The sequence below is a fragment of the Rhodococcus globerulus genome (genome assembly GCF_019334125.1).
Lineage (GTDB): Bacteria > Actinomycetota > Actinomycetes > Mycobacteriales > Mycobacteriaceae > Rhodococcus_F > Rhodococcus_F globerula.
The window spans coordinates 1,546,132-1,572,093 of record NZ_CP079698.1; the positions used below are offsets into that span (position 1 = coordinate 1,546,132).

Sequence of the window (25,962 nt, forward strand, 5' to 3'; positions counted from 1 at the left end):
ATTTTCCTTCGAGAATGTGAGGTCGGTACGGGCCGGGCGATCAGGACTCGCGACATCGATCGCCTTCGGCGGGCTCGATTCCCGTGACCATCGGCAAAGTGGGGTCGGCGGTCCATTCTTCGAGAGAACCGTCGTACACCTTGATGGCGTCGTATCCGCTGATCACCAGTCCGAGCGCGCTCAGACACGCGGAAACGCCTCCGCCGCAATAGATGATGATCGGTGCGGCGCTCGCCGACAGTTCCCGCGCACGGACGGAGACATCCGTGGCAGGGAGCATCAATCCGTTGTCGTCCAGCAGGCTTTTGGCCGACAGATTCCGGCTTCCCGGGATGTGCCCACGACGCGAGTATCTCGTTTTCTCGGTTCCGGCAAATTGCTCAGGTGACAACGCACAAACAAGGGTGCCCGACGAGGTGCCTGCAGAGACCGCGGCGACATCGTCTCGATCCGCCCACAGGTCCAGATCGACAACGCCCCACGGCGCAACAGAGTGTGCAGGTGCTCCTTCATCCCCTGATTCGACGGGAAACCCGTGCCACGTCCAGGCCGCCAATCCGCCGTCGAGAACCCGCGCGTCGATTCCCGCATTACGCAGCACCCACCACAGCCGCGAGGCCCAGGTCATCGAGCCTTGGTCGTACAGGACGATTGTCGAGCCCACACCGATCCCGGCAGCGGCCAGGTCGAGGGACAATTGCTCGGCCGTGGGCTTCGTGAAGTGCAATGACGCATCGCGGTCGGAGAACGTTGTCATGAGATCTACGTGGCGAGATCCGGGAATATGCGCGTCGACCCAGCCTGCGTAGCCCGATTCGGGGCGATAATCACCGTCGAATCGTGCGGGCGGGAAATGCACCGTGACGTCGAGAACTACGACGTCGCTGCCAGTCAGCAGCTGCGCAAGCGCCTCACTGCCGATCAACGGCGTGACCGATGTCTGTGTCACCGAAGCACCTCTCCGTAGTAGAACCAAGCAAGTTGAACCAAGCAAGTTGAACCAAGCAAGTTGAACAAAGCGCGCTGAAACCAACGCCCACGAACCTAAGTGAGTACTAGCGTATACGCAAGTACTCATGCGTTGTCGGTGGCATAATCAAACGCGCTTCACTCACGGAGAAGGAACGGGGAAACATGGGCGTCGAGGAAACCACGACCAGCGCAGAATTACTGGTGCCCGAGGCGGCACTGGGACGTTCCGACCAGACTTCCCGCCAGTACCTTCGGTTGCGGGCCGACATCCTCGACGGAAAGTTTGCCCAGGGCGCCCCGCTGCACGAAACCCAATTGTGCGAAACGTACGGCGCCTCGCGCACACCTATCCGCGAAGCCCTCAATTGGCTTGCGCACGACGGACTTCTCGAGCGCGCCGCCCGCGGCTTCCGAGTGCGATCCGGAACGCCCGAAGACGTCATCGAAATCTACGCTGCGCGAGTGGCTTTGGAGTCCGAGGCCGCCGGGGCAGCTGCGTTGCGACACACCGAGTTGGACCTTGCGCGCCTCGAAGGTCTTCATGACCAGTGCTGCACAGCCACTGACGGCGCAGCGATTCGGGCCGGCAATTTCAAGTTCCATGAAGCACTCTGGCAGTCCGCACACAATGCGACGATCACGTCACTCCTGATCAGGTTGACCACCCAACTGCGGATCTACGACAGCGGACCGCCCTCCAACTACGGTGAACCCGATCTACTGAATTCCGAGCATCAAGACATCCTGACGGCAATACGAGGTCGCGACGAGAAGTCCGCCCGTGAACATATGCGGGCTCACCTCGAACGTAGTCGCGAGCAGCGCATCAAGATGTTTGCAGGTCGCTGACCGGAGAAACTACCGACACCACGACCGCCCGGTCCGTCCATCGGACGGACCGGGCGGTCTTTGCCATGTCTATCGCGCCACATAATTAGGCAAGTCAACCCTTAGTAAGGGTATGCTAGCTTAATTCCGGTTAGAAATTGTTTCAGTTTTCGATAACCATCACCACGCCAAGTCTTTTCGGAGAAACCATGCCCCCGAAGCACACCCCCTCCCCTCTTGCCGGTGCCCTGACGCGGCGCCAACTCATCCGCTCGATGGGCGTCGCAGCAGCAGCACTCGGCGCATTTGGTATTACCGCCTGCTCCTCTCGGGCACCGGTATCCGAGACGGCGTCGACCGGCGCCACAAGCGGTCCGTTCACCGTCGTGGATCAGTACCAGAACACGATCACCTTCGACACCCCGGTCGGCCGCATCGCGTCAGCGATCATTCCGGTTCCGTCGATGATTGCCGGCTCCGATCAGTCGATCTCGCGCAATGTCGGCGTCAACTCGAGTGCGATCTCGCTGGCCAAGAACGGCATGCTCGGGGTGATGTTCCCCGAATTCCTCAATACCCCAGTTGTTTCCGGACCCGACTTCGTTCCGAACGTCGAGCAGATCCTCTCACTCAACCCGGATGTCGTGATCCAGTGGGGCGACAAGGGCGACGACATCGTGGCGCCGCTGCGCAACGCGGGTCTCAAATTCATCCTCCTAAAGTACGGAACGCAGGAAGACCTCGAAGCCTGGATCAACATCTTCGGAGACCTCCTCGACAAGAAAGCCGAAGCGCAGGAAATCCTCGCGCGCATGGCAACCGACCGCAAGACCGTCGAATCCATTGCCGCTGCAAACACCGCCACGGCGCCGCGAGCGATGTACTTCTACAGCACCCCTGAAACCAAGGTCTCGGCCGACAACACGTACATGGACTTCTGGATCACCCTCGCCGGTGGCAAGAATGTTGCCAGGGGCGCCGGAAAGGGAACCAGCGTCGCCGTCACCAAGGAACAAATCCTCACGTGGGATCCCGAGGTCCTGGTTCTCGGAAACTTCGACGCAGCAATCCCGCAGGATATCTACGACGACCCCAACTGGGCATCCCTGAGCGCCGTGAAGAACAAGCGCGTCTACAAGGCGCCCATCGGCGGATTCTCGTGGGACCCGCCGTGCAACGAGTCGAACTTGATGTGGCTCTGGGTCGCTGAAATCTTCTATCCCGAAGCGAAACTCGATCTCGATCTGCGTAATCGTATTCGTCAGACGTACACCTCGTTGTACGCCTACGACGTTTCCGACGCCGAGATCGATCGCATCCTGCACCTCGAGTCCAACCAGGTGAGCGCCGGATATGACTCGTTCCGCGCTTGAGTCGGACGCGGTACCTTCCGGTAGCGAGAAAACTGCCGGAAGGCCCTCCCGGTACCGGGCTTTCACCGTTCCGCTGATCCTGACGTTCGGCATCCTCGCTATCGGTCTGGCAGCTCTGGCCATCGGCCGCTACACGATCCCCGTCAACGAGGTCGCCCGCATCCTCATCGATCGGGTCATCCCGCTCGAGCAGACGTGGACCGATGTCGAGTCGCAAGTTGTTCTCGGCGTACGATTCCCGCGACTTCTGCTCGGAATGCTTGTCGGTGGCGGTCTTGCACTGGGCGGTTCCGCACTGCAGGCCGTATTCCGCAACCCCTTGGTGAGCCCTCAGGTCCTTGGCGTCTCGTCCGGCGCATCCTTCGGCGGAGTCCTTGTCCTGATGCTCGGTCTCGGTTCAGCTTTCTTGGTCGGCGGTGCATTCATTTTCGGTATCGCCGCCCTGATCATGGTGATGGCGATCGGAAAGACCCGTTCCGGCAGTTCGATTCTCATGATCGTGCTCGGTGGCGTGGTGACCAGTGCGTTCTTCTCGGCGCTTGTCTCGTTGATCACGTACCTCGCCGATCCGTACAGCACGCTGCCGTCAATCGTGTTCTGGCTCATGGGTTCCCTGGCCACCGCAGACATGGGCAAGGTGGCAATCGCCGCTGTTCCCATCCTTCTCGGCAGCGCGGTCATCCTCGGGTTGCGCTGGCGGGTGAACATCCTTTCGCTCGGCGACGACGATGCCGCGTCACTCGGCGTGAAACCGCACCGCCTGCGCATGCTGCTGCTGGTCATGGTGGCGTTCATGACGGCCGGCGCAGTTGCGGTGTCCGGTGTAATCGGCTGGGTCGGTTTGGTTGTCCCGCATCTGGCCAGGCTGTGGGTCGGCCCGGATCACCGGATCTCGATGCCGACGACGTTTGTTCTCGGCGCCGCCTACCTGACCGTCATCGACACACTCTCGCGCACCATCAGTCCAGGCGAGATTCCACTGGGAATCCTGACGGCAATCATCGGTGCACCGGTCTTTGTTGTTCTCCTTCGCAATTCGAGCAGAAGGGCCTTCATCGATGCTTGAGCTCATCGACCTCGGGTTTCGGTATTCAGGACGGGACTGGGTTTTTCGCCACACGAATCTCACCATCGAGTCGGGCTCGATCACCTCGATCCTTGGCCCGAACGGCAAGGGCAAGACCACCTTGCTGCGCTGCATTGCCGGGCTGAATACCGCTCAGGAAGGCCGCGTTGTCCGCGACCCGAACATCGGTTACGTTCCGCAGGCTACCTCGTCGAGTTTTGCGTACTCGGTCTTCGACATGGTGCTGATGGGCCGAGCGAAAAAGGTGTCGACCTTCGGGGTTCCCCGCAAAGCCGATGTGGCCCAGACCCGTACGGTACTCGAGCGAGTCGGCATCGATCACCTCGCGACATCGAACTTCACCGAACTGTCCGGCGGACAACGGCAACTGGTCCTGATCGCGCGCGCACTCAACACCGACTGCACCTTCATGATCCTGGACGAACCCGTCTCGGCGCTCGACCTGCGAAACCAAGCGCACGTCCTCCAACTTCTGCGCGAACTCGCGTCAGAAGGCATGGGCATCCTACTGACCACCCACCATCCCGATCACCCACTTCATCTGGGCGGCGACGCCGTAGTGATGTTCAGTCCCGAAGAGATCGTCGTCGGTCCGGTAGCGACCCTCGTTACCGGTGAGACCCTCTCTCGGCTCTACGGCATCGATGTCGCCACCGACACGGTCCACGACCGCGGGAATCCGCGCACCGTGGTCTACACCCGCTACGACAATTTTGCGGCGGCCGGAAACGACCTTCGCCTCACAGAAAGCTCACTCACATGACCGCCGCGCTACACGCAACAACTCCGGTTCTGCACTTCGTGATGGGGTCCAACGCCGGCATGGCCGGCGGCACGTCGGACACGGATGTCGTCCGCAACGTAGACCTCTACGAACTCGACGCTCTGGACCTGACCTCTGTTTCCGGACTCATCGTCAACGGCAACTGCGATCAGATCTACTTGGAACGACGCAAGGACGTCCTCACGGACTTCGTCACCGCCGGCGGCCGGATCGCGATCATGGGGCATCCCCTGACGGATTTCCTTCCCGGCCTGGGACAGTGGCGCAAATTGCAGTACTCCGGCCCCAAGGATCTGGCAATCTCCGCCGGAAGCCCGCACCCCGTGTGGGCAGGTGTCGACCCGGCCGATCTCAGTTTCCGCAAGGAAGTCTCCGGTTTCTACGGGCGTGGCTACAGCCAGAAACTTCCGGACAACGCCATCGTCACCAATTACATCGGCCGCCACGGACTGCCGGTCGACTACGTCTACCCACTGGGCAAGGGCGAGGTGCTGGTGCACGGAGGAATCGATCTGGCTGTGTTCCAGTCCGATCCGAATACGTCGGCACGCGTCTACCCCCAGTTGCTGTCCTGGCTTGCCCAGCTCGACCGAACGGAAAACCGATGACCATACTCAACGAAACCGCCCTCGAAGCATTCAACCGCACCGACCGCGCTCCCCTGTCCACGCGCAATCTCGCTCTGGTGCACGGCGGCTCGCATTTTCATCTGCAGACCCTCGAGGATCCGGCCGTTGTCGCGCACCAGCCGGATTTCCATTACCTCGCTGATCTGCAGCCCGGCGATCTCGACGACGTCACGACGCTGATCCTGGCCGATCGTTTGCATCCCGAGCTTCTCCGCAAGCACGCCGCCCAGTTCCTCGCTGTCGCCGAACGCGGTGGCACCCTCGTCGTCCTCGGTGAGAACGCCGCACACACATGGCTACCCGGTGTGACCTGGAGCCCGCGTCCCACCAACTTCTGGTGGTGGCGAACCGGCGAGGACCCGTTGATCCGCACACGCAGCCACGATCACGAATCGTGGAAATATCTCACCACGAAGTCTGTGATCTGGCACCACCACGGCCTGCTTCACACCGACGCGGACGTTGTGCCACTGCTGATCTCGGAAGAACCCGACGCGGAGGGCAACCCCTGTGACGCCGGCATGATGCTGTTCGAGGACACCACCTCGACTCCCGGCCGCATCATCGCCACGACGCTGGACCCGACGTACCACCACGGCAACAACTTCATGCCGGGTTCGACGCGATTCCTCTACGCGCTACTGCGGTGGGTCGATCACACCTGACGGCACTACGTCGTAGACCTCGTCGGCCGGTTGCGCCATAACTCGATCAGTCATCTCCTGCTTGAGCACCACCAACCGGGCCTCTGCTTCGGCGCTTCGGCTGGGAGTGCGTGACAGCTCGATGAATTCGTCCACGACGAAGCCCTCACGCAGGATCAGCGTGACACTCTCATCACGGTAGTCGATCTGGAATACGTACAGTTCCAGCGTAATTCCCCGCTCGGGGCGGGCAAGGGAGCCGTCGACGGTGTATCGACCTTCGGTGACTGCGCGAGTGACCAGTTCGACAGTGTCCCGCACTCCAGGGCCACCGTGCGATGTCGTGACAACAAGCTCGCGCCGCTCGACGGGCTCATCCTGCCCCAGGACTCCGAGTGCACGTTCGAGCACTTTGTAGGCGTGGGCAACACCGCCGGGCGCCAAAGGTCCGTGGTAGCGCAGGGCGTCGGCGAAGGTGAAGTCCAAGGTCGTTCCCTGATCGATCACCGTGAGGCTGTTGGTCATGACAGAATCCTTGCAGAAAATCGGGCTCTCCGGCACCACTGCCGGAGAGCCCGAGTCAAGGACAGTGAAAGATCAGTAATCGTCCTCGGTGTAAATGATCATGCCGCGCAAGTTCTTTCCCGCGAGCATGTCGGCGTAGCCCTCGTTGATCTCCTCGAGCTTGTAGGTGTTGGTCACCAACTCGTCGAGTTTCAGTGCGCCGCTGCGGTAGTGATCGAGCAGCTTCGGAATCTGGGAACGCGGGCCGACACCGCCGAAGATGGCTCCCTGCAAGCGCTTCTGCAGCAGTGTCAGCTCGAACAGGCTGAGCGTCACCTGCGAATCGGCGTAGTGGCCCATGCCGACCACAACAACCTGACCGCCCTTACCCGTGGCGCTGAGGGCAGGTTGAATGATGTCGCCGTGGATCTCTCCGACAGTGATCACGGTGACGTCGGCCATCTTGCCCCACGTGAGTTCACCGATCGCGGGGATAGCTTCCTCGAGCGAAGCGAAGGTATGAGTTGCGCCGAATTCCTTGGCCTTCTGCCGCTTGAATTCAACCGGGTCGATCGCAACAACAAAGCGCGCGCCCGCAGACGCGGCACCCTGCACCGAGTTGATGCCGACACCGCCGACTCCGATAACCACGACCGTGTCACCGACCTTTGCGCCGCCGATAGCCGTCGCCGATCCCCAACCGGTCGCGACGCCACAGCCGAGCAGCGCTGCCTTGTCGAGTGGGATGTCCTTCTCGATCTTGATCACCGAGGACTCGTTGACCGTCACGTACGGAGAGAACGTGCCGAGCAGGCACATCTGAATGACGGGCTCACCATCGAGGGTGACTCGGTACGAATTATCCGAGATCGATTGTCCGGTAAGCAGACCCGCACCCTGGTCGCAGATATTCTGCAATCCCTTTGCGCATGACGGACAGCGTCCACACGCCGGAATGAACGCCAGTACGACGTGATCACCTTCGACGACGCTCGTAACGCCCGGTCCCACCTTGGTCACCACTCCGGCACCTTCGTGCCCGCCCACGGCAGGATAGAAGGGAAGCGGGCTTGCACCCGTCCGCAAGTGCTCGTCCGAATGGCACAGCCCCGATGCGGCAAGCCGAATCTGCACTTCTCCGGAAATCGGATCACCCAGATCGACCTCTTCGATTTCCCACGGCTGACCTGGCGCCTTGACTACTGCTGCCTTGACCTTCACCAGCACTCCTCGAAATTATTCGTGATGCACGGACGACGACGGACCGAATCGGGACTTGTGTTCCCGATCACACTCCACCTACGAGTGTGCCCGATGGGGGCAGAAAATATCGGCGCTCAGACGATCACCTTCAGACGCGACAATGCCGCCACCGAAAAACCAGTGACGGCATTGTCGAAAGCACGAGATCTTCGCTCAGACAGCGGTACCGATCGGGCCACGCGCTGCTTCGTACGCCGCACCGACGCGGTACAGACGCTCGTCCGCCATGGCCGGAGCCATGATCTGCAGACCGACAGGCAGATTGTCGTCCGCCGAGAGACCCGACGGCACCGACATGGCGCAATGGCCGGCCAGGTTGGTAGGCAGGGTGCAGAGGTCGGAGAGGTACATCGCGAGCGGATCGCCCACCTTCTCGCCCAACTTCCACGGCGTGAACGGACTGGTCGGCGAGACCAGAACATCGACCTGCTCGTACGCCTTGTCGAAATCGCGAGCGATCAGAGTGCGAACCTTCAGGGCTGAGCCGTAGTAGGCGTCGTAGTAACCCGAGGACAGTGCGTACGTGCCGATCATGATGCGGCGCTTGACCTCCGGACCGAAGCCGGCAGCGCGAGTGGCTGCCATGACCTGATCGGCGCTCATGTTGCCGTCGTCGACGCGCATGCCGTAACGCATCGCGTCGAAGCGCGCCAGGTTGGACGAGACCTCACTGGGCAGCACCAGGTAGTACGACGCGAGCGCGTACTCGAAGCTCGGGCACGAGACCTCGACAACCTCGGCGCCGAGAGCCTTCAGTTGCTCGACAGCCGCGTCGAAGGACGCGATGACTCCGGGCTGGTAGCTGTCGGAGTGCAGCTCCTTGACAACGCCGACCTTGACGCCGCGCAGGTCTCCGTTGGCACCTTCGCGAGCCGCGGCAACCACCGGACGCACGGGAGCGTCGATAGACGTGGAGTCGCGCGGATCGTGTCCGGCGATGACCTCGTGCAGCAGCGCGGTGTCGAGCACGGTGCGACCACACGGGCCACCCTGATCGAGCGACGACGCACACGCGACAAGACCGAAACGCGAGACGGTTCCGTACGTGGGCTTGGTGCCGACGGTTGCCGTGACTGCGGCCGGCTGGCGAATGGATCCACCGGTGTCGGTGCCGATGGCCAACGGTGCCTGACGGGACGCCAGCGCAGCTGCACTACCGCCGCCCGAGCCGCCGGGGATACGCGTGGTGTCCCACGGGTTACGCGTCGGGCCGTACGCCGAGTTCTCGGTGGAGGAACCCATCGCGAATTCGTCGAGGTTGGTCTTGCCGAGGATCGGAATGCCTGCGGCGCGAAGCTTGCTCGTCAGGGTCGCGTCGTACGGCGCCACCCATCCTTCGAGCATCTTCGACGCGCAGGTCGTCGGCATGTCCGTGGTGGTGAAGATGTCCTTGAGCGCAATCGGCACACCGGCGAGCGGCGATACGGGCTCGTTTCCGGCTGCCAGGGAGCTGTCGACGGCAGCAGCGGCTTCGAGCGCCTGATCGCCGGCGACGTGCAGGAAGGCGTGGTACTCGGAGTCGACTGCAGCGATGCGATCGAGGTGCGCCTGGGTGACCTCTACGGAGGACACCTCACGCGAATGGATCTTGTCTGCCAGAACCGAGGCGTCCAGCGTTGTCAGGTCGGCGGTCATTCGCCCTCTCCAAGGATCTGCGGAACGGCAAAGCGATCCTGTTCGACTGCGGGTGCACCGGACAACGCCTGATCCGGGGTCAACCCCGGCACGATGACGTCCGGTCGGGTGACGTTGGTGACGGCATTGGGGTTCGCCATGGGCGGAACGTCGTCGGCCGCAACCTCGGTGACCACCTTGACGTGGTTGAGAATCGAATCCAACTGACCGGCGAACTCGTCGAGTTCTGCGTCGGACAGTGCGAGTCTGGACAGCCGCGCGAGGTGCGCGACCTCGTCACGGGAGATGGCAGGCACCGCGGGGCCCCTTTCGGAAGAGGACGTATTCATTGCCGGTCCAGCCTAGTTGCTCGGCTCAGCACACTTGTAGTCGCGCCTCGCGTGTCCACCGCCACGTCCGGTTCGACCGAAGTGTTTCGGTCATGTCACAACCTCGTACAGCGGGCGTGACGGGGCCGCGGCGCCGACCATCGACACGGCGACAAGTGCAAAGATGACGTACAGCGCGAGTCACCACGACCCGGGCGACAACCGAAAGCGAAAGGACGAACGTGTCATACCTGCTCCGCGTCAGTCTGCCCGACCGTCCCGGTAGCCTCGGCGCACTCGCCGTCGCACTGGGTTCCGTCGGAGCCGACATTCTCTCCCTCGACGTCGTAGAGCGAGGCGACGGTTTTGCCATCGACGATCTTGTTGTCGACGTCGAACCGGGAGCGCTACCGGACACACTCATCACGGCAGCCGAGCATCTCCCCGGCGTATCGGTGGATTCCATCCGTCCGTACGCGGGAATCCTCGACACCCACCGTGAGCTCGAACTCATCGACTCAGTCGCCACCGCGAAGGACGATCGCCTCCAGGTACTCGTTGACGGCGCCCCGCGAGTGCTGCGAGTGGGTTGGTCCGTCATCGTCGACATCGGCCCGCAAGGGGCATATCGGGTGGTCGGCAGCTCGGGCGCACCCGAAACTCACGCCACCGAGGTCCCGTGGATGCCCCTCGAGAAGCCGGCAGTCCTCGACGGTGAAGCCGACTGGGTGCCCGAGGTGTGGCGCGACATGGACACCAGCCTCGCCGCCGCACCATTGGGTTCGGGCGGTCGAGTCCTGATGCTCGGACGCCCCGGCGGGCCGGAATTCCGGCCGTCGGAGATTGCCCGGCTGGGTTATCTCGCCGGGATCATCGCGACAGTTCTGAGCTGACAACGACAGTTCTGGGTTATTACAGTTCTGGGTTACTACAGCTCTGGGTTACCACTCAGGCCAGGTCGCGCACCAAGACGGTCAGCTCCATGCCCCGGATCGGTTCCCACGCCCGGTCCGGGTCAGGGACAAATCCGTTGCGATCGTAGATACGACGCGCATCGACCATCTCCGGTTGAGTCGACATGACCACCGAGTGATCGCCACGGTCGTACGCCTCGGCGATCACGGCGCGTACCAAAGCCGTACCCGCTCCCGATCCGCGAGCATCGGGTGAGACTGCGAGCATGCGGAATTCGAGTTCGCCGGCCTGCGCTACGTCCGCGAACGGCGTTCCCGGTTCTGCCACGGTGAGCGATCCCACAACGCGGTCAGCGAGAACCGCGACCAGCACTCGGCCGTCCTGCGCCCGAGTTGCCGTGTCGCGCAGACGCTCCGCGTACGGGGTTCCTTCGGCAACAAATCCGCCACCCACGTAAGCCTGCACAGTCAGCTCCCCTACGGTGTCGAACTCGTTGGGGAGGATTTCGCGAATCTCGATCATGGCGTCACTATTGCACCCTGCGTACCGAACTCGGAAATCGCAAAGCGAAGTAGTTATTCGTCCAATTCGGTGGGTGTTACCGCGTCCGGGCCACCTTCGAGCAACCGACGGAAGCCGTCCTCGTCGAGCACGGGCACGCCCAATTCGACCGCCTTGTCGTGCTTGGAACCCGGTGCTTCACCGACAACCACAAACGCCGTTTTCTTCGAAACGGAACCGGCTGCCTTACCGCCGCGCACGAGGATCGCTTCCTTCGCCTGATCGCGGGAGTACGTCTCGAGGGAACCGGTGACCACGATAGAGAGGCCCTCGAGGTTGCGCGGAATGGAATCGTCTCGCTCATCCTCCATTCGCACTCCAGCGGCCGCCCACTTGTCCACGATCTGCTGATGCCAGTCCACCGTGAACCACTCGACCACTGCGGCGGCAATCGTGGAACCGACGCCGTCTACAGCTGCCAACTGCTCCATCGACGCTTCCCGAATGCGTTGCAGCGAACCGAATTCCCCCGCCAACGCTCGCGCCGCCGTTGGACCGACATGCCGAATGGACAGTGCCACAAGCACTCTCCACAACGGCTTGTCCTTGGCCGAATCCAGGTTGGCCAGCAAGCGTTTTCCGTTTGCCGAGAGCGCTCCGGCGTTGGTCCGGAAGATCGGCACACCGATCAGAGTGTCGGCGTCGAGTGAGAAGAGATCACCTTCGTCGTCGATGGCCTTCGCTTCGAGAAGACCGGTCGCAGCCTCGTATCCGAGCACCTCGATGTCGAAGGCCCCGCGGCCGGCAACATGGAACACCCGCTCACGCAGCTGCGCCGGGCAGTGCTGCTGATTGGGGCAGCGCACGTCGACGTCGCCCTCTTTTGCGGGCGCCAGCAATGTGTCGCACTCGGGACAATGCGTCGGCATGACAAACTCGCGCTCGGTGCCGTCGCGGACGTCGGCCACCGGTCCGAGAACCTCGGGGATGACGTCGCCCGCCTTACGCAGCACCACGGTGTCACCGATCAACACACCCTTGCGCTTGACCTCACTGCCGTTGTGCAGCGTGGCCAACGACACAGTCGAACCGGCTACCGTTACCGGTTCCATGTACGCAAACGGCGTCACACGTCCGGTTCGTCCGACGCTGACGCGAATGTCGAGAAGCTTGGTCGTGACCTCCTCGGGCGGATACTTGTACGCAATCGCCCAACGCGGCGCTCGTGACGTGGTGCCGAGACGGCGATGCAACGACATTTCGTCGACCTTGACCACCAGGCCGTCGATCTCGTGCTCGACGTCGTGGCGATGTTCGCCCCAGTACTTCATCTTGTCCACGACGGCGTCCGCCCCGACAACACGTGACGTGTGCGTCGACACCGGCAGACCCCACGCGGCGAGCGCGACATAGGCGTCGTACTGCGACGCGGGCTCGAAGCCCTCCATGCGGCCGAAACCGTGACAGATCATGCCGAGCCGTCGACGCGCCGTCACCGCGGGATTCTTCTGGCGCAACGATCCGGCGGCAGAGTTTCGCGGGTTTGCGAAGGGCGCCTTGCCTTCTGCGACCAACGACGCGTTGAGTGCGGCAAAGTCCTCGAGGCGGAAGAACACCTCACCACGCACTTCGAGCACGCTGGGGATCGGGTACTCGTCCGTCGCGGTGAGGTATTCCGGGATGTCGTTGATGGTGAGCGCGTTGAGCGTGACCAATTCGCCCGTGCGGCCGTCTCCACGGGTGGCAGCCCGCACGAGCTTGCCGTTCTCATAGACGAGGTTGAGCGCAACGCCGTCGATCTTGACTTCACACAGGTAGTGCAGATCCGGCCCGGTTTCCTGCTCTACCTTGGCAATCCAGCCGCGCAGTTCGGACTCGTCGAAAACGTTGTCGAGGCTGAGCATGCGCTCGAGGTGATCGACCGAGGTGAAATCCGTAGCGAACCCGCCGCCCACCAACTGAGTCGGTGAGTCAGGAGTCCGCAAGTCCGGATACTGCTCTTCGAGGGCATTGAGCTGACCGAGCAGTGTGTCGAATGCGCCGTCCGAGATGGTCGGTGCATCACGAACGTAGTAGCGGAACTGATGCTGACGGACCTCCTCGGCCAGCTCCATCCACTGCTCACGCGCCTCGTTGGGCGCAGGCTGCACGGTTCCCTCGGTGGTTTCACTCACAAGACAAGAGAATATCGGTTCTCACCGACAGAAAAGCACCGCGAGTCAGAACGCCGACGGATCGTCCACCAAGGCCTTGCTGACGTCGGTGCACACCTTCAGCGCCGTGCGGGCGTAGTCGAGGCCGGCGCCGGCCAGACCGCATCGCGGGGTCACCGCCACCTGAGTCTGCAGCAGCTCCCGTGAGAACCCGAGACGGTCGATCAGCGTCACGGCAGGCATTGCGCATTCTTTCCACGTCAGCGGCTTCTCGGGCGCCGTGGAGGGAACCAGACCCAACGCCAGCTGCTTGCCGGCATCGAACAACTGGCCGATGCCGTCCAAGTCGCGCGAGGAGATCAGGGACAGGTCGAAGCTCACGGCACTCGCCTTGCTGCGTCGCAGCAGATCCCACGGGAGGTCCGCGCTGCAACTGTGCACGATGGTCGGCAATCCGCAGCCCTCGATGGCCGAGTCCAGAATCGCCAGGGCTTCCGGTTCTGGGAGCGCCGGAACACTTTCCATTCTCGTGCGTCCGGGCAAAGACCCGGCGAGCACAGCAGTCATCTGCGGTTCGTCGAGCTGAACGATCACGCGGGCACCCGTGCGGCGGGTCACCTCGGCGGCGTGGCGGGCCAACCCCTCGCCCAACGATTCGGCGATGTCACGCAGTGCTCCGCGATCCACGAGCACACGTGAACCGTTTGCGACCTCGATCTCGGCGCCGAGCGTCAGCGGTCCGGCAGCCTGCAGCTTGATCACGTGATCTCCGCCAACCAGCCGCGCTGCTTCCCAGGCTTCCTCGAGAGCGTCGAGATCCTGGTTCAGGAAGTCCTCCGCGCGCTTGGCGATGTTGCCGCGCCGGGGCACAACCCGGTACGAGCGCGTCGACGCGTCGAGGTTGATGTCGACGAGGACGGCACCGGTTCGGCCCACTGTGTCTGCGCCGAGACCGCGTGCCGGTAGTTCCACCAGGTGCGGAAACCCGCCGAGCTCACCGAGGATGGTGGCGGCACTTTCCCGGGCATCCGTGCCCGGCCAGGATCCGATTCCGGTGACCAGGCCACCGATGGAAACCTGCTGTGTCACAGTGTGTTCGGCTCGGATTCGGTTCCGGCGATAGTGCCGCTGCCGAGTACCTGATCGCCCAGTTCACTGTCGGGACGGTACAAAACCACTGCCTGCCCCTTCGCGACACCCGTCAGCGGTTCCCGCAAGGAAATCGTGATGCCGCCGCCTGAAGTGCCGTCGTCGACTGCCTCTGCCACTGCCTGCGCCAGTCCGCCGTGAGCCCGAACCTGCACCATGCACTCGACCGGGCCTTCGGGGGCCTGACCGGACGTCCAGATCGCACGCTGCGCCGCGATCGCCCACACATCGAGATTCTTGGCCGAACCGACTCGGACAGTGCCGGTTTCGGGTTCGATCGACGTGACGTACCGCGGGCGTCCGTCCACCGCCGGACCTTCGACGCCCAGTCCCTTACGCTGACCGATCGTGAAGCCGTGCACGCCGTCGTGTGCTGCCAGGACCTCACCGGAATCGGCGTCGACGACGCTTCCCGGGCGAACACCGATCCGGGCGCCGAGGAATGCTCGGGTGTCGCCGGTCGGGATGAAGCAGATGTCGTGGCTGTCCGGCTTGTTCGCGACGGCAAGTCCGCGCTCGGCGGCCTCTTCGCGGATCTGCTCCTTCGGTGTGTCGCCGATCGGGAACATAGCGCGCGAAAGCTGCGCTGCTGTCAGAACTCCCAGGACGTACGACTGATCCTTGTCGGAGTCGACTGCGCGGCGCAGAACGCCGTCTTCGAGGCGGGCGTAATGGCCCGTGGCAACGGCGTCGAATCCGAGCGCAACCGCGCGATCCGCGAGAGCGGTGAACTTGATCTTCTCGTTGCAGCGCAGGCACGGGTTAGGCGTCTCACCCGCGGCGTACGACGCCACAAAATCGTCGATCACGTCTTCTTTGAAGCGATCCGCAAAGTCCCAGACGTAGAAGGGGATTCCCAGAACGTCGGCGGCGCGCCTGGCATCGCCCGCGTCTTCCTTGGAACAGCATCCACGCGAACCCGTGCGCAAAGCGCCAGGTGCCGTCGACAACGCCAGATGAACTCCCACGACGTCATGGCCGGCGGCAACTGCGCGGGCGGCGGCAACGGCGGAGTCGACGCCTCCGCTCATGGCTGCGAGTACTCGCATCAGCGATCCCCTCCACGCGAACCGGCACCGGCAAGACCGGCGGCCCGAGCGCGCTCTACTACTTGTGGCAGCGCTGCGATGAGCGCATCCACATCGGTGACACTCGACGTATGTCCGAGTGAAAATCTCAAGGAGCCCCGCGCGGTCGACGGTTCTACGCCCATCGCGATCAGCACGTGGCTGGCCCGGGCAACACCTGCGGTGCACGCCGAACCGGTGGAGCATTCGATACCCGCAGCGTCGAGGAGCATCAGCAACGAGTCCCCTTCACAGCCGGGAAAAGTGAAGTGCGCGTTGCCGGGCAGACGGTCCGAACCGGTCGGGCCGTTGAGTACCGATTCGGGAAGAATCCGGAAAACACCCTCGATCAAACGATCGCGTAGTTCCGCCAATTCCCGTGCACTGGAATCGATGTGCGCGGTGTTCTCGCGCAGCGCCGCGGCCATGCCCACCACGCCCGCGGTATCCGGGGTTCCCGAACGAAGATCACGCTCGTGTCCGCCGCCGTGCAGGAGCGGCACACACGGAACCTGACGTCCCAGCAGCAGTGCGCCGACGCCGTGCGGGCCGCCGAACTTGTGTGCCGCGATACTCAGAGCAGAGAGCTTGCTCGCGGCAAAATCGACTGGCAACTGGGCAACGGCCTGGACCGCGTCACTGTGCATCGGGATTTCGAATTCCGCTGATATCTCGGCCAATTCGAGAATCGGCATGACGGTGCCGACCTCGTTGTTCGCCCACATGATCGTGACGAGTGCAACCTCGTCGGCGTGCACCGACAACTCGTCTCGCAGGGTCTGCGGGTCGACTACTCCGTTGGCGTCCACCGGCAACCAGGTGACCTTGGCACCCTCGTGCTTTTCGAGCCACTCCACGGTGTCGAGAACCGCGTGGTGCTCTACCGAGCTCGCCAGGATTCGGTTGCGCCTCGGGTCGGCGTCACGGCGGGCCCAGAAGATTCCCTTGACTGCGAGGTTGTCACTCTCGGTACCGCCGGACGTGAAGATGACCTCCGACGGCCGAGCGCCCAGGCAGGCCGCGATCGACTCGCGCGATTCCTCGACACGGCGGCGCGCAGCACGGCCGGAGCCGTGCAGCGAGGACGCATTGCCCACGGTTGTGAAGATATCGGTCATCGCCTCGATAGCAGCTGCCGTCATCGGTGTGGTGGCGGCATGATCGAGGTACACCGGAAATGCGGTGTCAACACGGTGTGCAGGCAGAGTCATGGCCTGACCAGGATAGCCCAGCACGACGGCTCGCTTCGCGCCGCTTACCCGGCTAAGCGAACATCCTCCGGCGCGGCGGTGATCCGCATCTCCAGATCGGACACCAGAGCAGTTGTGCCGCGTACTGCCCGCTCACACCGCTCCGCAAGCTCGCGCCGGCACTCCCCTGCCTCTTCGAGCGGCGCCAATCGGACCTCGACCTCCACACTTTTCTGACGCAGGATTCGCACGATGGATTGCCCGATCGTCTCGCTGCCGACAAAACACGGGCCAGTACACAGGGAGCCGTCGGCGTTGGCGTACCGGATCGCCATGGGCTGGACCGGGCACTGCGAATCGACCGCTGCCTGGAACATCGCCGGGCGGAATCCGCCGTACGCCCGCCCGCACCAGGTCGTTCCCTCCGGAAAGACCATGATGCGCACGCCTCGTTCCAGGCGCTCGCGCACAGCTGCGACGACTTCGGGCAGCTCACGCAGCCGAGCGCGATCGATCGGCACAACTCGCATCCGACGTGCCAGCGATCCAAGGACCGCCCACTCGAGCAGATCCGCCCGGGCGACGAAGTTCGCGGGCGCAACGGCACTCGCAACCAGTACGTCCGTCCAGGAAACGTGGCCGGCGACCACCATTACCCCGTCCGGTTCAGGCCTGCCCAATCGCTGATCGTCGACGCTCAGTTTCATGCCGAGGCAGCGGAGCAGCAGGCGTGAGTACGCACGCTGCAGATGGGCCCGCCAGGTTCGCGGCAGCAGCCAGCCCGCCGACAGTATCGGCGCAGTCAGCAACGCGCAGCCGACCATCACCGCTCGAATCCCTACCGTGATATTCGACACACGCGCCGGATCGGACGGCAGACACCCGTCGCCGCAGGGGCTCGACGGCACCCAGTACGGGGTCATCCCGCGAGCCCTTGCTGGGTAGACGCCGCCGATCGAAGCCGATCGAGGTACCTCTTGTTTGCCGAGTGCAAACCCTGCAGCGCAACAAAATCCGCGACGCCGAACGCGGGATCGTAGGCGGGTTCACCGCAGATCACGGCGCCCATGCGCAGATATCCGCGCAGCAGCGGTGGCATGGTCACGCGTGCGGGTGGTGCGATCTGATCCAGTGTGCGGCCGCCGAGAACGACAGGATTTCGGGGAACGGCCCGCCTCTCCAACGGACTGGCGTGCTTGTTCAACACAAAATCGCGGACGCCGCGCACATCCGCGCCGGGGACGGCACCGGGGTGCGGGGTGATCGGAACGGAGACGCACCCCATCACCCATTCGTGGCCGGTCAGTTCGAGGTACTGCAGAATCCCGGACCACATGAGTCCGAGTACCGATCCGTTGCGATGCGCCGGATCGACACATGCGCGGCCCATCTCGACCACTCGGCGCGCCGCCGGATCGATAGCCGAGATATCGAATTCCGTTGCGGTGTAATACCCACCTGCTCTGGCCGCGGCATCCGGGGTGAGCATGCGGTAGCACCCGACGTAATCGCCGGTGAGATCGTCGTAGACCAGGATGTGGTCACAGAAATCGTCGAACGCATCTGCGTCGAGCTCGAAAGGTGAAGCGGGAATCGAGAATCCGGGCTCGGAGACGAATACCCGGTATCGAAGGCGCTGCGCGGCCACTCGATGTTCACGGTCGGAGGAGACGATCAGGGAATATCTCGGCGCGGCGACCTCACGGCCGAGATTGTCACTCGCGGGGCGAAGGACTGACGTAATTGTCATGCGCCAGGTTTATCGACCGGACGCGACGGCGCGGCATCAGCAAAGTGACGCGCCGATGCAGGCCGGGTGAATAAAGCACTGTGCGCCCTTATCAACCGCTGGGGGTTGATAAGGGCGCACAGCAGGTGGTGCTTTTTAGCCCTTGTGAGCCTTCACAGCCTCGGTGAGCTGCGGTGCGACGTTGAACAGGTCGCCCACGATGCCGAAGTCGGCGATCTCGAAGATGGGTGCCTCTTCGTCCTTGTTGACCGCGACGATGGTCTTGGACGTCTGCATGCCGGCGCGGTGCTGGATGGCACCGGAAATGCCGAGTGCGATGTACAGCTGCGGGGAGACCGTCTTACCGGTCTGACCGACCTGGAACTGTCCGGGGTAGTAACCCGAGTCCACAGCCGCACGCGAAGCGCCGACTGCTGCGCCGAGGGAATCGGCGAGCTCTTCGACGACGGAGAACTTGTCGGCGCTGCCGACGCCACGTCCACCGGAAACCACAACGCTGGCTTCGGTGAGCTCGGGGCGGTCGCCACCGACGATCGGCTCACGCGAGGTGACCTTGACGGCACTCTCGTCCTGAGCCGGAACCTCGACAGCGATCTGCTCGCCGGCGCCGGCCTGCGGAGCTGCTTCGACTGCACCCGGGCGAACCGAGTAGACGGGGACGTCGCCGTTTGCCTTGGCCTCGACGGTGAACGCGCCACCGAAGATGGAGTGGACGCCGGTTCCGTCGGCCTTGATCTCGATGACGTCGGTCAGCAGACCGGAGCCCAGACGTGCGGCCAGACGACCGGCAACCTCTTTGCCCTCCGTGCCGGCTGCGGTGATGACCGCTGCGGGGCTGGTGGACTCGACGAGTGCGGCGAGAACGTCGACCTTGGGGGTGACGAGGTAGCCCTCGATGTCGTCGGACTCGGCGACGTAGATCTTCTCTGCGCCGGCTGCTGCCAGTGCGTCGGCGAGCTTGGCTGCGGTGCCGGCGGGGCCGGCGACAACTGCCGACGGCTCACCGAGTGCGCGTGCAGCGGTGATGAGTTCGGTGCTGACCTTCTTCAGCGCACCTTCTGCGTGCTCTACGAGCACAAGTACTTCTGCCATGACTTAACTCTCCCTGAGTTTTTCTGCTGGTTGCCTAGAAGGGCGCGATCAGATGACCTTGTTGCTGACGAGGTACGCGGCAATCTTGGTGCCACCGTCTCCCTCGTCTGCGATGCGCTCACCAGCGGTGCGGGGGGGCTTCGGAGTGGAGGAGGTCACGGTCGTGCCGGCGTTGGCAACACCCACGGTCTCCGGGTCGACACCGAGGTCGGCCAGTGTGTAGACGAGAACTTCCTTCTTCTTCGCGGCCATGATGCCCTTGAAGGAGGGGAAGCGCGGCTCGTTGATCTTCTCGGTGACCGAGACGATTGCGGGCAGCGAAGCCTCGAGGCCGAAAACGCCCTCGTCGGTCTCGCGCTCACCGGTGACGGTGCCGTCAGCGACGACGAGCTTGCGCAGCTGCGTGAGCTGCGGAATGCCCAGGTACTCGGCAATGATGGCCGGAACAGCGCCGACACGGCCGTCAGTGGCCTCGTTGCCGGCGATGATCAGGTCTGCAGGCTCTTCGTTCTCGAACGTGATCTGTCCGAGTGCGGCTGCGAGGGTCCACGCGGTCTGGATGGCGTCGGATCCGTGCAGCGCGGGGTCGTTGATGTGGACAGCCTTGTCGGCGCCCATCGACAGTGCCTTGCGGATAGCGTCGGTGGCGCGGTCGGGGCCTGCGGACAGCACCGTCACCTCACCGCCCTGAGCTTCCTTGATGAGGAGTGCTTCTTCGACGGAGCGCTCGTTGATCTCGTCGAGCACTGCGTCTGCGGCTTCACGGTCAAGCGTGTAGTCGCCGTCGGTCAGCTTGCGCTCGGACCATGTGTCGGGGACCTGCTTGATCAAAACAACGATATTCGTCATGGGTCTTCGTCGACCTCCTGTGTGTATTTCACCTGATAAATCGTCTGTGTTGCTACGCGCAGGCCGAGGGATTCCGCAAATGGATTTCTCGTCTCACGTCGGCTGTGCGTTAGATTACCTCACGTTAAGTTACCCGTCGGTAACTTAACGTGGAACCACCCTCACCATAACGGCACGGAGTGCAAATTATCGCTGTGATCTGGACCACGTGAACACGTTCTATCCGTTTGGCACTAATCTCCCAGAGGTGAGTGAAACAAGTGTCAGCAACCACGAGGACGCACCCCTGCCCCTGACGGGCGAACGAACTGTGCCGGGAATTCCCGAGGAGAACTACTGGTTCCGGCGCCACGAAGTTGTCTACCGCGCGTTGCTGGAACGCTGCACCGATCGCCGCGTGCTCGAAGCCGGTTCCGGAGAAGGCTACGGCGCCAACATGATTGCCGATGTCGCCACCAAGGTCACCGGTCTCGATTACGACATCTCCGCCGTCGAACACGTCCGCGCTCGTTACCCCCGCGTCGAGATGGTCCACGGCAATCTCGCCGAATTGCCACTCGAAGACAATTCGGTGGACGTAGTAGTGAACTTCCAGGTAATCGAGCACCTGTGGGACCAGGGACAATTCCTGCGCGAGTGCTTCCGAGTCTTGGCTCCTGGCGGCGAACTTCTCATCAGCACCCCCAATCGGATCACCTTCTCCCCGGGCCGGGACACACCGCTCAACCCGTTTCACACCCGCGAACTCAACGCAGACGAGATGACGGAACTCCTGGTAGACGCCGGATTCCGCGTCCAACTCATGACGGGTGTCCATCACGGCCCGCGACTGAAGGACCTCGACGCCAAACACGGCGGATCGTTCATCAATGCGCAGATCGACCGTGCCCTCGCCGGTGAGCCATGGCCGGCGGACCTGACCCGCGACGTCGAAGGCATCACCGTGGACGACTTCACGCTCGCCGTCCCCGACATCGACGCAAGCCTCGACCTCGTCGCAATTGCCGTGAAAGACGCCGCTGTCAAAGACCCCGCAGTGAAAGATCCTGCCGAGTGAGTAACGCAACACCCGTCCGAGAACCGGGGATGTTCGCCCTGGTCCTGCACTCGCACCTGCCGTGGCTCGCCAACCACGGGCGATGGCCCGTCGGCGAAGAATGGCTCTACCAGTCGTGGGCCGGGTCGTACCTCCCCCTCACCGCGGCGCTACGACGCCTCGCCGACGAAGGTCGATCCAACCTTCTGACGCTGGGAATCACGCCGGTACTCGCGGCACAGCTCGACGATCCACACTGCCTCGCCGGGATGCACCACTGGCTCGGCAATTGGCAGATCCGCGCGCACGAAGCGGCCGGGATGCCCGACGCGGCGCACCGTGAACTCGGCACGCGCGAGCACCGTGCGTCTGCCGCAGCATTGGAAGACTTCGAAACCCGTTGGCAGCACGGCGCTTCCCCGGTTTTCCGCGATCTCATCGACCGCGGCGCCTTCGAATTGCTCGGGGGCCCGCTGGCTCATCCGTTCCAGCCGCTTCTCGATCCTCGGCTGCGCGCGTTCTCCCTCCGCGAGGGCCTCGCCGACGCTCAGGCGCGGTGGAACCACACTCCCACCGGCATTTGGGGACCCGAATGCGGGTACACCCCCGGCATGGAACGTGGGTACGCCGAAGCCGGCGTCACACACTTCATGGTCGACGGCCCTGCCCTGCGCGGTGACACCACCCTCGGCCGCCCGGTCCGCGACTCCGATGTTGTGGCCTTCGGCCGCGACCTGCAGGTCAGCTACCGCGTCTGGTCTCCGAAATCCGGATATCCCGGCCACGGCGCGTACCGCGATTTCCACACGTACGACCACGAGACCGGCCTGAAACCGTCCCGGGTCACCGGCCGAACGGTCGACTCCGCTGACAAGGCTCCCTACGATCCGGACCTCGCAGCGGCCGCCGTCGACAAGCATGTCACCGACTTCGTCGAGGCCGTCCGTGCGCGACTGCGATCGGAATCCGCGCGCATCGGGCGCGACGCACTGGTGGTCGCGGCGTTCGACACCGAGCTGTTCGGGCACTGGTGGTACGAGGGTCCGCAGTGGCTCGAAAAGGTTCTGCGCGCCCTACCAGAGGCGGGCATCCGCGTCGGAACCCTAGGCGATGCGCAGGCCGCCGGATACGTGGGTAAGCCTGTGCAACTGGAGGATTCGTCGTGGGGATCTGGCAAGGACTGGCGAGTGTGGGCGGGCGATCAGGTCAGTGATCTCGTGCAACTCAACACCGAAGTTGTCGACACGGCACTGAATGCGGTGGACAAGTCTCGTGGGCACGACAATGTCCCCGGACGTCCGGAACTGCGAAACCGGGTAAACGATCAGGTGCTTCGGGAGACACTGATGACAGTGTCGAGCGATTGGGCGTTCATGGTGAGCAAGGATTCCGCAGCGGGGTATGCGCGCGAACGCGCACACAAGCACGCTCACGCAACCAGGGAGATCGCCGACGCCGTGGTCTCCGGCAGGGATGCGGTTGCCACCCGCCTCGCCGACGGCTGGAATCGCGCGGACGGCCTGTTCCCCGGCCTCGACGCACGGCGTCTGCCCCAGAGCGAACTGGCAAACGGGAGCATCTCGTGAAAATTCTCATCGTTTCGTGGGAATACCCCCCGGTTGTGGTCGGCGGACTGGGTCGGCACGTCCACCATCTCGCCACCGAACTGGCCGCGGCCGGGCACGAGGTGGTTGTTCTGTCGCGTCGTCCGTCCGGTACCGACGCGTCGACGCACCCGACGGTCACGCACATCTCCGAAGGCGTGCTAGTCGTCGCGGTTGCCGAGGACCCAGCACACTTCGTGTTCGGCGAGGACATGCTCGCCTGGACACTCGCGATGGGTCACGCGATGGTCAGAGCCGGAACGGCGCTGCACAAGCCCGGCGTCGGCGAAGGCTGGCAGCCTGACGTGGTTCACGCCCACGACTGGCTGGTCGCTCACCCCGCAATCGCCTTGGCCGAATTCTACGACGTGCCACTGGTTTCCACGCTCCACGCCACGGAAGCCGGCCGGCACAGCGGCTGGATCTCCGGACGCATCAACCGTCAGGTCCATTCCGTCGAATGGTGGCTGGCCAACGAATCCGACGCTCTCATAACATGTTCCGCGTCAATGCAGGACGAGGTTACCGAGCTCTACGGCCCTTCACTGCCGCCGCTCACGGTCATCCGCAACGGAATTGACCTGACCACGTGGAACTTTCGCGAACGTGCACCGAGGTCGGGGCCACCGAAACTACTCTTTGTCGGACGCCTCGAATACGAGAAAGGTGTCCAGGACGCTATTGCTGCGCTGCCGCGAATCCGTCGTAGCCATCCCGGCACCACACTCGCTGTCGCGGGCGAGGGCACTCAGTTCGGCTGGCTCGCCGAACAGGCGCGCACCCATCGCGTCGTGCGGTCGGTCAACTTTCTCGGCAACCTCGACCACTCCGAGCTTCTGAGTTGGCTGCACGGCGCCGACGCCATAGTTCTGCCGTCACGGTACGAACCGTTCGGCATCATCGCTCTCGAAGCCGCAGCAGCCGGTACACCGCTGATTACTTCTACTGCAGGTGGATTGGGCGAAGCCGTTGTCGACGGCGTAACCGGTATGTCCTTCCAACCCGGCGATGTTGCGGGACTGACGTCGGCCGTACGCGAAGTGCTCGACGACCCGGCGGGCGCTCAGGAACGCGCCGTCGCAGCGCGGGCACGCCTCACCTCGGACTTCGACTGGCATCAAGTGGCCGAGGAAACCGCGCACGTGTACGCGGGAGCCAAGCGTCGGGTGCGCCATCCCCTGGCCCGCCCGGTGATTCCGGAGCGCCCGCTACCCGGACGCTGACGTGAACCGCATCCGCGCGTCGCCGAGCAGATGGCCCGGCGGCAGGATGCGGCCACACAGCACCATCAGCAAGTCCTGTGCGGCGCCGTGCACTTCGGCGCCTGCGCCGAATTCCCAGTCCCGGTCGTCAGCGCGCAGACGCACGCCTTCGAGGTCTGCGCCGAAGTACTTCACGTTCTTGGGTGACAAGCCGCCCAGAACACGACTGAGGCGGTCCTCCGGTACGACGTAGTCGTCGCCGAGGGCAACGCGGATGTCCTGGCCGTGAATGACGTCGTGGGACAGCGCCCCGTCGAAGCCGCCACCGGGCGGCTTCCAGGGGTATGCGACGTGCTCGCGCAGGGAGCCAAGCAGCTGTTGCTCGGTCAGATCGCGTGCGTCCGCAAGCGCACGGCGGTTGGACATGCGGTTGAAGTTACCGCGCGATTTCACCATTTCGAGTACGAATCGCGAAGCGGGATAACGGTACGGCATGGTGATGTGCGCGACCACTTCACGCACACGCCACCCCTCACACAGCGAGGGCGTGTCCCATTGCGCAGTGGTGAGACCGTCCAGGAAGGTCACCAACTCGCGTCGGTGCTCCACAACCCAATCGGGTGTCTGTTCGCTCATGCCGCACTCCCCTCCCGAGCGTCACGCTCTACTTCTTGACAGATTTGTCCGCCTCGGCGGCTGCCTTCTTCCGCGCGATGTCTTCGAGGGCCGCGATGTACTCGGCACGGTCCGCTGCGCCCGCTTCCCAGTCGGCCTTACGGTTCTTGACGACCTTGGCCGGGGAACCGACGGCGATGCTGTAGTCCGGGATGTCCCCCTTGACTACGGCGTGCGCTCCGAGAACACAACCCCGACCGACGCGGGTGTTACGCAGGACGGTGACCTTCGCGGCAACCCAGGTGTCCGGACCGATGCGCACGGGGCCCTTCACGATGCCCTGATCCTTGATGGGGGTGTTGACGTCGTCCATGCGGTGGTCGAAGTCGCAGATATAGCACCAGTCGGCAACCAGCGTCGAGGCGCCGATTTCGATGTCGAGGTACGTGTTGACGACGTTGTCCTTGCCGAAGACCACTTTGTCTCCGATGCGCAAGGAGCCTTCGTGGCAGCGGATCGCGTTGCCGTCGCCGATGTGGACCCAGCGCCCGATTTCGAGGCGGGACAGATCGGGAGTCGAGTGGATTTCGACGTTCTTGCCGAGAAACACCATGCCGCGCAGAATCACGTGCGGATTGGCCATCTTGAACTTGGCAAGACGGTAGTACCGCACCAGGTACCAGGGGGTATATGCCTTGTTCGCCAGAACCCATTTGAGGGAATCGACGGTCAGGAACTTGGCCTGATCGCTGTCGTTTCGGCGTGATCCCCGCCACCGAGTGCGCAACGGTGCGCCCCACATGCTCGTCATG

The 25,962-nt window shown here is 63.4% G+C and carries 26 protein-coding genes; 10 read left to right on the plus strand and 16 right to left on the minus strand.

Annotated features, from left to right (window positions below; all coding sequences use genetic code 11):
• Window positions 1-40: 40 nt before the first annotated feature.
• Window positions 41-949: a sulfurtransferase gene (locus KYT97_RS06900; RefSeq protein WP_141484479.1), complete on the minus strand. Its 909-nt coding sequence runs from the start codon at window positions 947-949 to the stop codon at window positions 41-43.
• 185 nt (window positions 950-1,134) lie between these two features.
• Between KYT97_RS06900 and KYT97_RS06905 the strand changes: the two genes are divergently transcribed.
• The 6 genes from KYT97_RS06905 (at window position 1,135) to KYT97_RS06930 (ending at window position 6,338) form a co-directional block, all read left to right on the plus strand.
• Complete coding sequence (locus KYT97_RS06905; RefSeq protein ID WP_033231065.1) at window positions 1,135-1,821, plus strand: GntR family transcriptional regulator; 687 nt, start codon at window positions 1,135-1,137, stop codon at window positions 1,819-1,821.
• Between the two features lie 188 nt (window positions 1,822-2,009).
• The gene (locus KYT97_RS06910; RefSeq protein ID WP_219111963.1) at window positions 2,010-3,173 is read left to right on the plus strand and encodes an ABC transporter substrate-binding protein; all 1,164 of its coding nucleotides are present in this window, start codon (window positions 2,010-2,012) and stop codon (window positions 3,171-3,173) included.
• A complete protein-coding gene (locus KYT97_RS06915) occupies window positions 3,154-4,239 on the plus strand; it encodes a FecCD family ABC transporter permease (RefSeq protein WP_219111964.1) in 1,086 nt (361 codons plus the stop codon). Before KYT97_RS06910 ends, KYT97_RS06915 begins: the two co-directional genes overlap by 20 nt.
• Window positions 4,232-5,023, plus strand: coding sequence for an ABC transporter ATP-binding protein (locus KYT97_RS06920; protein WP_219111965.1), 792 nt, complete (start codon window positions 4,232-4,234; stop codon window positions 5,021-5,023). The genes KYT97_RS06915 and KYT97_RS06920 overlap by 8 nt, the downstream gene beginning before the upstream one ends.
• Window positions 5,020-5,652, plus strand: coding sequence for a hypothetical protein (locus KYT97_RS06925; RefSeq protein ID WP_052683624.1), 633 nt, complete (start codon window positions 5,020-5,022; stop codon window positions 5,650-5,652). The genes KYT97_RS06920 and KYT97_RS06925 overlap by 4 nt, the downstream gene beginning before the upstream one ends.
• On the plus strand, window positions 5,649-6,338 hold the full coding sequence (locus KYT97_RS06930) for a hypothetical protein (protein ID WP_219111966.1): 690 nt from the start codon (window positions 5,649-5,651) through the stop codon (window positions 6,336-6,338). The genes KYT97_RS06925 and KYT97_RS06930 overlap by 4 nt, the downstream gene beginning before the upstream one ends.
• On the opposite strand, the gene KYT97_RS06935 is transcribed toward KYT97_RS06930, so the two are convergent.
• From KYT97_RS06935 to gatC, 4 genes are all read right to left on the minus strand, one after another.
• Complete coding sequence (locus KYT97_RS06935) at window positions 6,312-6,842, minus strand: hypothetical protein (RefSeq protein ID WP_045070373.1); 531 nt, start codon at window positions 6,840-6,842, stop codon at window positions 6,312-6,314. The genes KYT97_RS06930 and KYT97_RS06935 overlap by 27 nt on opposite strands.
• A gap of 72 nt (window positions 6,843-6,914) precedes the next feature.
• Complete coding sequence (locus KYT97_RS06940) at window positions 6,915-8,042, minus strand: NDMA-dependent alcohol dehydrogenase (RefSeq protein WP_033231475.1); 1,128 nt, start codon at window positions 8,040-8,042, stop codon at window positions 6,915-6,917.
• Between the two features lie 195 nt (window positions 8,043-8,237).
• Window positions 8,238-9,719, minus strand: a complete 1,482-nt coding sequence (gene gatA / locus KYT97_RS06945) for an Asp-tRNA(Asn)/Glu-tRNA(Gln) amidotransferase subunit GatA (RefSeq protein ID WP_045070375.1) — start codon at window positions 9,717-9,719, stop codon at window positions 8,238-8,240.
• On the minus strand, window positions 9,716-10,015 hold the full coding sequence (gatC, locus tag KYT97_RS06950) for an Asp-tRNA(Asn)/Glu-tRNA(Gln) amidotransferase subunit GatC (RefSeq protein ID WP_033231072.1): 300 nt from the start codon (window positions 10,013-10,015) through the stop codon (window positions 9,716-9,718). Before gatC ends, gatA begins: the two co-directional genes overlap by 4 nt.
• A 254-nt stretch (window positions 10,016-10,269) precedes the next feature.
• On the opposite strand from gatC, the gene KYT97_RS06955 reads away from it, so the two are divergent.
• Window positions 10,270-10,920 (plus strand): ACT domain-containing protein, encoded by a 651-nt coding sequence (locus KYT97_RS06955; protein WP_033231073.1) that lies wholly within the window; start codon window positions 10,270-10,272, stop codon window positions 10,918-10,920.
• Between the two features lie 55 nt (window positions 10,921-10,975).
• On the opposite strand, the gene KYT97_RS06960 is transcribed toward KYT97_RS06955, so the two are convergent.
• The 9 genes from KYT97_RS06960 to KYT97_RS07000 all read right to left on the minus strand — a co-directional run bounded on the left by KYT97_RS06960 (window position 10,976) and on the right by KYT97_RS07000 (window position 20,693).
• Window positions 10,976-11,464 (minus strand): GNAT family N-acetyltransferase, encoded by a 489-nt coding sequence (locus KYT97_RS06960; RefSeq protein WP_033231074.1) that lies wholly within the window; start codon window positions 11,462-11,464, stop codon window positions 10,976-10,978.
• Window positions 11,465-11,517: 53 nt separating this feature from the next.
• Window positions 11,518-13,557 (minus strand): NAD-dependent DNA ligase LigA, encoded by a 2,040-nt coding sequence (ligA, locus tag KYT97_RS06965; protein WP_202026010.1) that lies wholly within the window; start codon window positions 13,555-13,557, stop codon window positions 11,518-11,520.
• Between the two features lie 105 nt (window positions 13,558-13,662).
• Window positions 13,663-14,685, minus strand: a complete 1,023-nt coding sequence (locus tag KYT97_RS06970) for a uroporphyrinogen decarboxylase/cobalamine-independent methonine synthase family protein (protein WP_033231076.1) — start codon at window positions 14,683-14,685, stop codon at window positions 13,663-13,665.
• Window positions 14,682-15,794 carry a tRNA 2-thiouridine(34) synthase MnmA gene (gene mnmA, locus KYT97_RS06975; RefSeq protein WP_116101494.1) on the minus strand — a complete coding sequence of 371 codons (1,113 nt, stop codon included), beginning with the start codon at window positions 15,792-15,794 and terminating at the stop codon, window positions 14,682-14,684. The genes KYT97_RS06970 and mnmA overlap by 4 nt, the downstream gene beginning before the upstream one ends.
• Complete coding sequence (locus KYT97_RS06980; RefSeq protein WP_033231476.1) at window positions 15,794-17,023, minus strand: cysteine desulfurase family protein; 1,230 nt, start codon at window positions 17,021-17,023, stop codon at window positions 15,794-15,796. Before KYT97_RS06980 ends, mnmA begins: the two co-directional genes overlap by 1 nt.
• 44 nt (window positions 17,024-17,067) lie before the next feature.
• Window positions 17,068-17,925 carry a lysophospholipid acyltransferase family protein gene (locus tag KYT97_RS06985; RefSeq protein ID WP_219111967.1) on the minus strand — a complete coding sequence of 286 codons (858 nt, stop codon included), beginning with the start codon at window positions 17,923-17,925 and terminating at the stop codon, window positions 17,068-17,070.
• Window positions 17,922-18,752, minus strand: coding sequence for a GNAT family N-acetyltransferase (locus tag KYT97_RS06990; protein ID WP_045070386.1), 831 nt, complete (start codon window positions 18,750-18,752; stop codon window positions 17,922-17,924). The genes KYT97_RS06985 and KYT97_RS06990 overlap by 4 nt, the downstream gene beginning before the upstream one ends.
• Window positions 18,753-18,887: 135 nt before the next feature.
• The gene (locus tag KYT97_RS06995; RefSeq protein WP_045070388.1) at window positions 18,888-19,844 is read right to left on the minus strand and encodes an electron transfer flavoprotein subunit alpha/FixB family protein; all 957 of its coding nucleotides are present in this window, start codon (window positions 19,842-19,844) and stop codon (window positions 18,888-18,890) included.
• 48 nt (window positions 19,845-19,892) lie between these two features.
• Window positions 19,893-20,693 carry an electron transfer flavoprotein subunit beta/FixA family protein gene (locus KYT97_RS07000; RefSeq protein ID WP_033231080.1) on the minus strand — a complete coding sequence of 267 codons (801 nt, stop codon included), beginning with the start codon at window positions 20,691-20,693 and terminating at the stop codon, window positions 19,893-19,895.
• Between the two features lie 247 nt (window positions 20,694-20,940).
• On the opposite strand from KYT97_RS07000, the gene KYT97_RS07005 reads away from it, so the two are divergent.
• The 3 genes from KYT97_RS07005 to KYT97_RS07015 are packed head-to-tail and all read left to right on the plus strand — an operon-like array spanning window position 20,941 to window position 24,556.
• Entirely contained in the window at window positions 20,941-21,750 is an 810-nt protein-coding gene (locus tag KYT97_RS07005) for a class I SAM-dependent methyltransferase (protein WP_045070389.1), read from the plus strand.
• 29 nt (window positions 21,751-21,779) lie between these two features.
• Window positions 21,780-23,315 (plus strand): 1,4-alpha-glucan branching protein domain-containing protein, encoded by a 1,536-nt coding sequence (locus KYT97_RS07010; protein WP_219112864.1) that lies wholly within the window; start codon window positions 21,780-21,782, stop codon window positions 23,313-23,315.
• The gene (locus tag KYT97_RS07015) at window positions 23,312-24,556 is read left to right on the plus strand and encodes a glycosyltransferase family 4 protein (protein WP_033231082.1); all 1,245 of its coding nucleotides are present in this window, start codon (window positions 23,312-23,314) and stop codon (window positions 24,554-24,556) included. Before KYT97_RS07010 ends, KYT97_RS07015 begins: the two co-directional genes overlap by 4 nt.
• Here the strand turns inward: KYT97_RS07015 and KYT97_RS07020 are convergent.
• Both KYT97_RS07020 and KYT97_RS07025 read right to left on the minus strand, forming a co-directional pair.
• Window positions 24,542-25,171 (minus strand): maleylpyruvate isomerase family mycothiol-dependent enzyme, encoded by a 630-nt coding sequence (locus KYT97_RS07020; RefSeq protein WP_219111968.1) that lies wholly within the window; start codon window positions 25,169-25,171, stop codon window positions 24,542-24,544. The two genes, KYT97_RS07015 and KYT97_RS07020, sit on opposite strands and share 15 nt — an antisense overlap.
• Window positions 25,172-25,199: 28 nt before the next feature.
• Complete coding sequence (locus KYT97_RS07025; protein WP_033231084.1) at window positions 25,200-25,961, minus strand: acyltransferase; 762 nt, start codon at window positions 25,959-25,961, stop codon at window positions 25,200-25,202.
• Between the last annotated feature and the right edge of the window lies 1 nt (window position 25,962).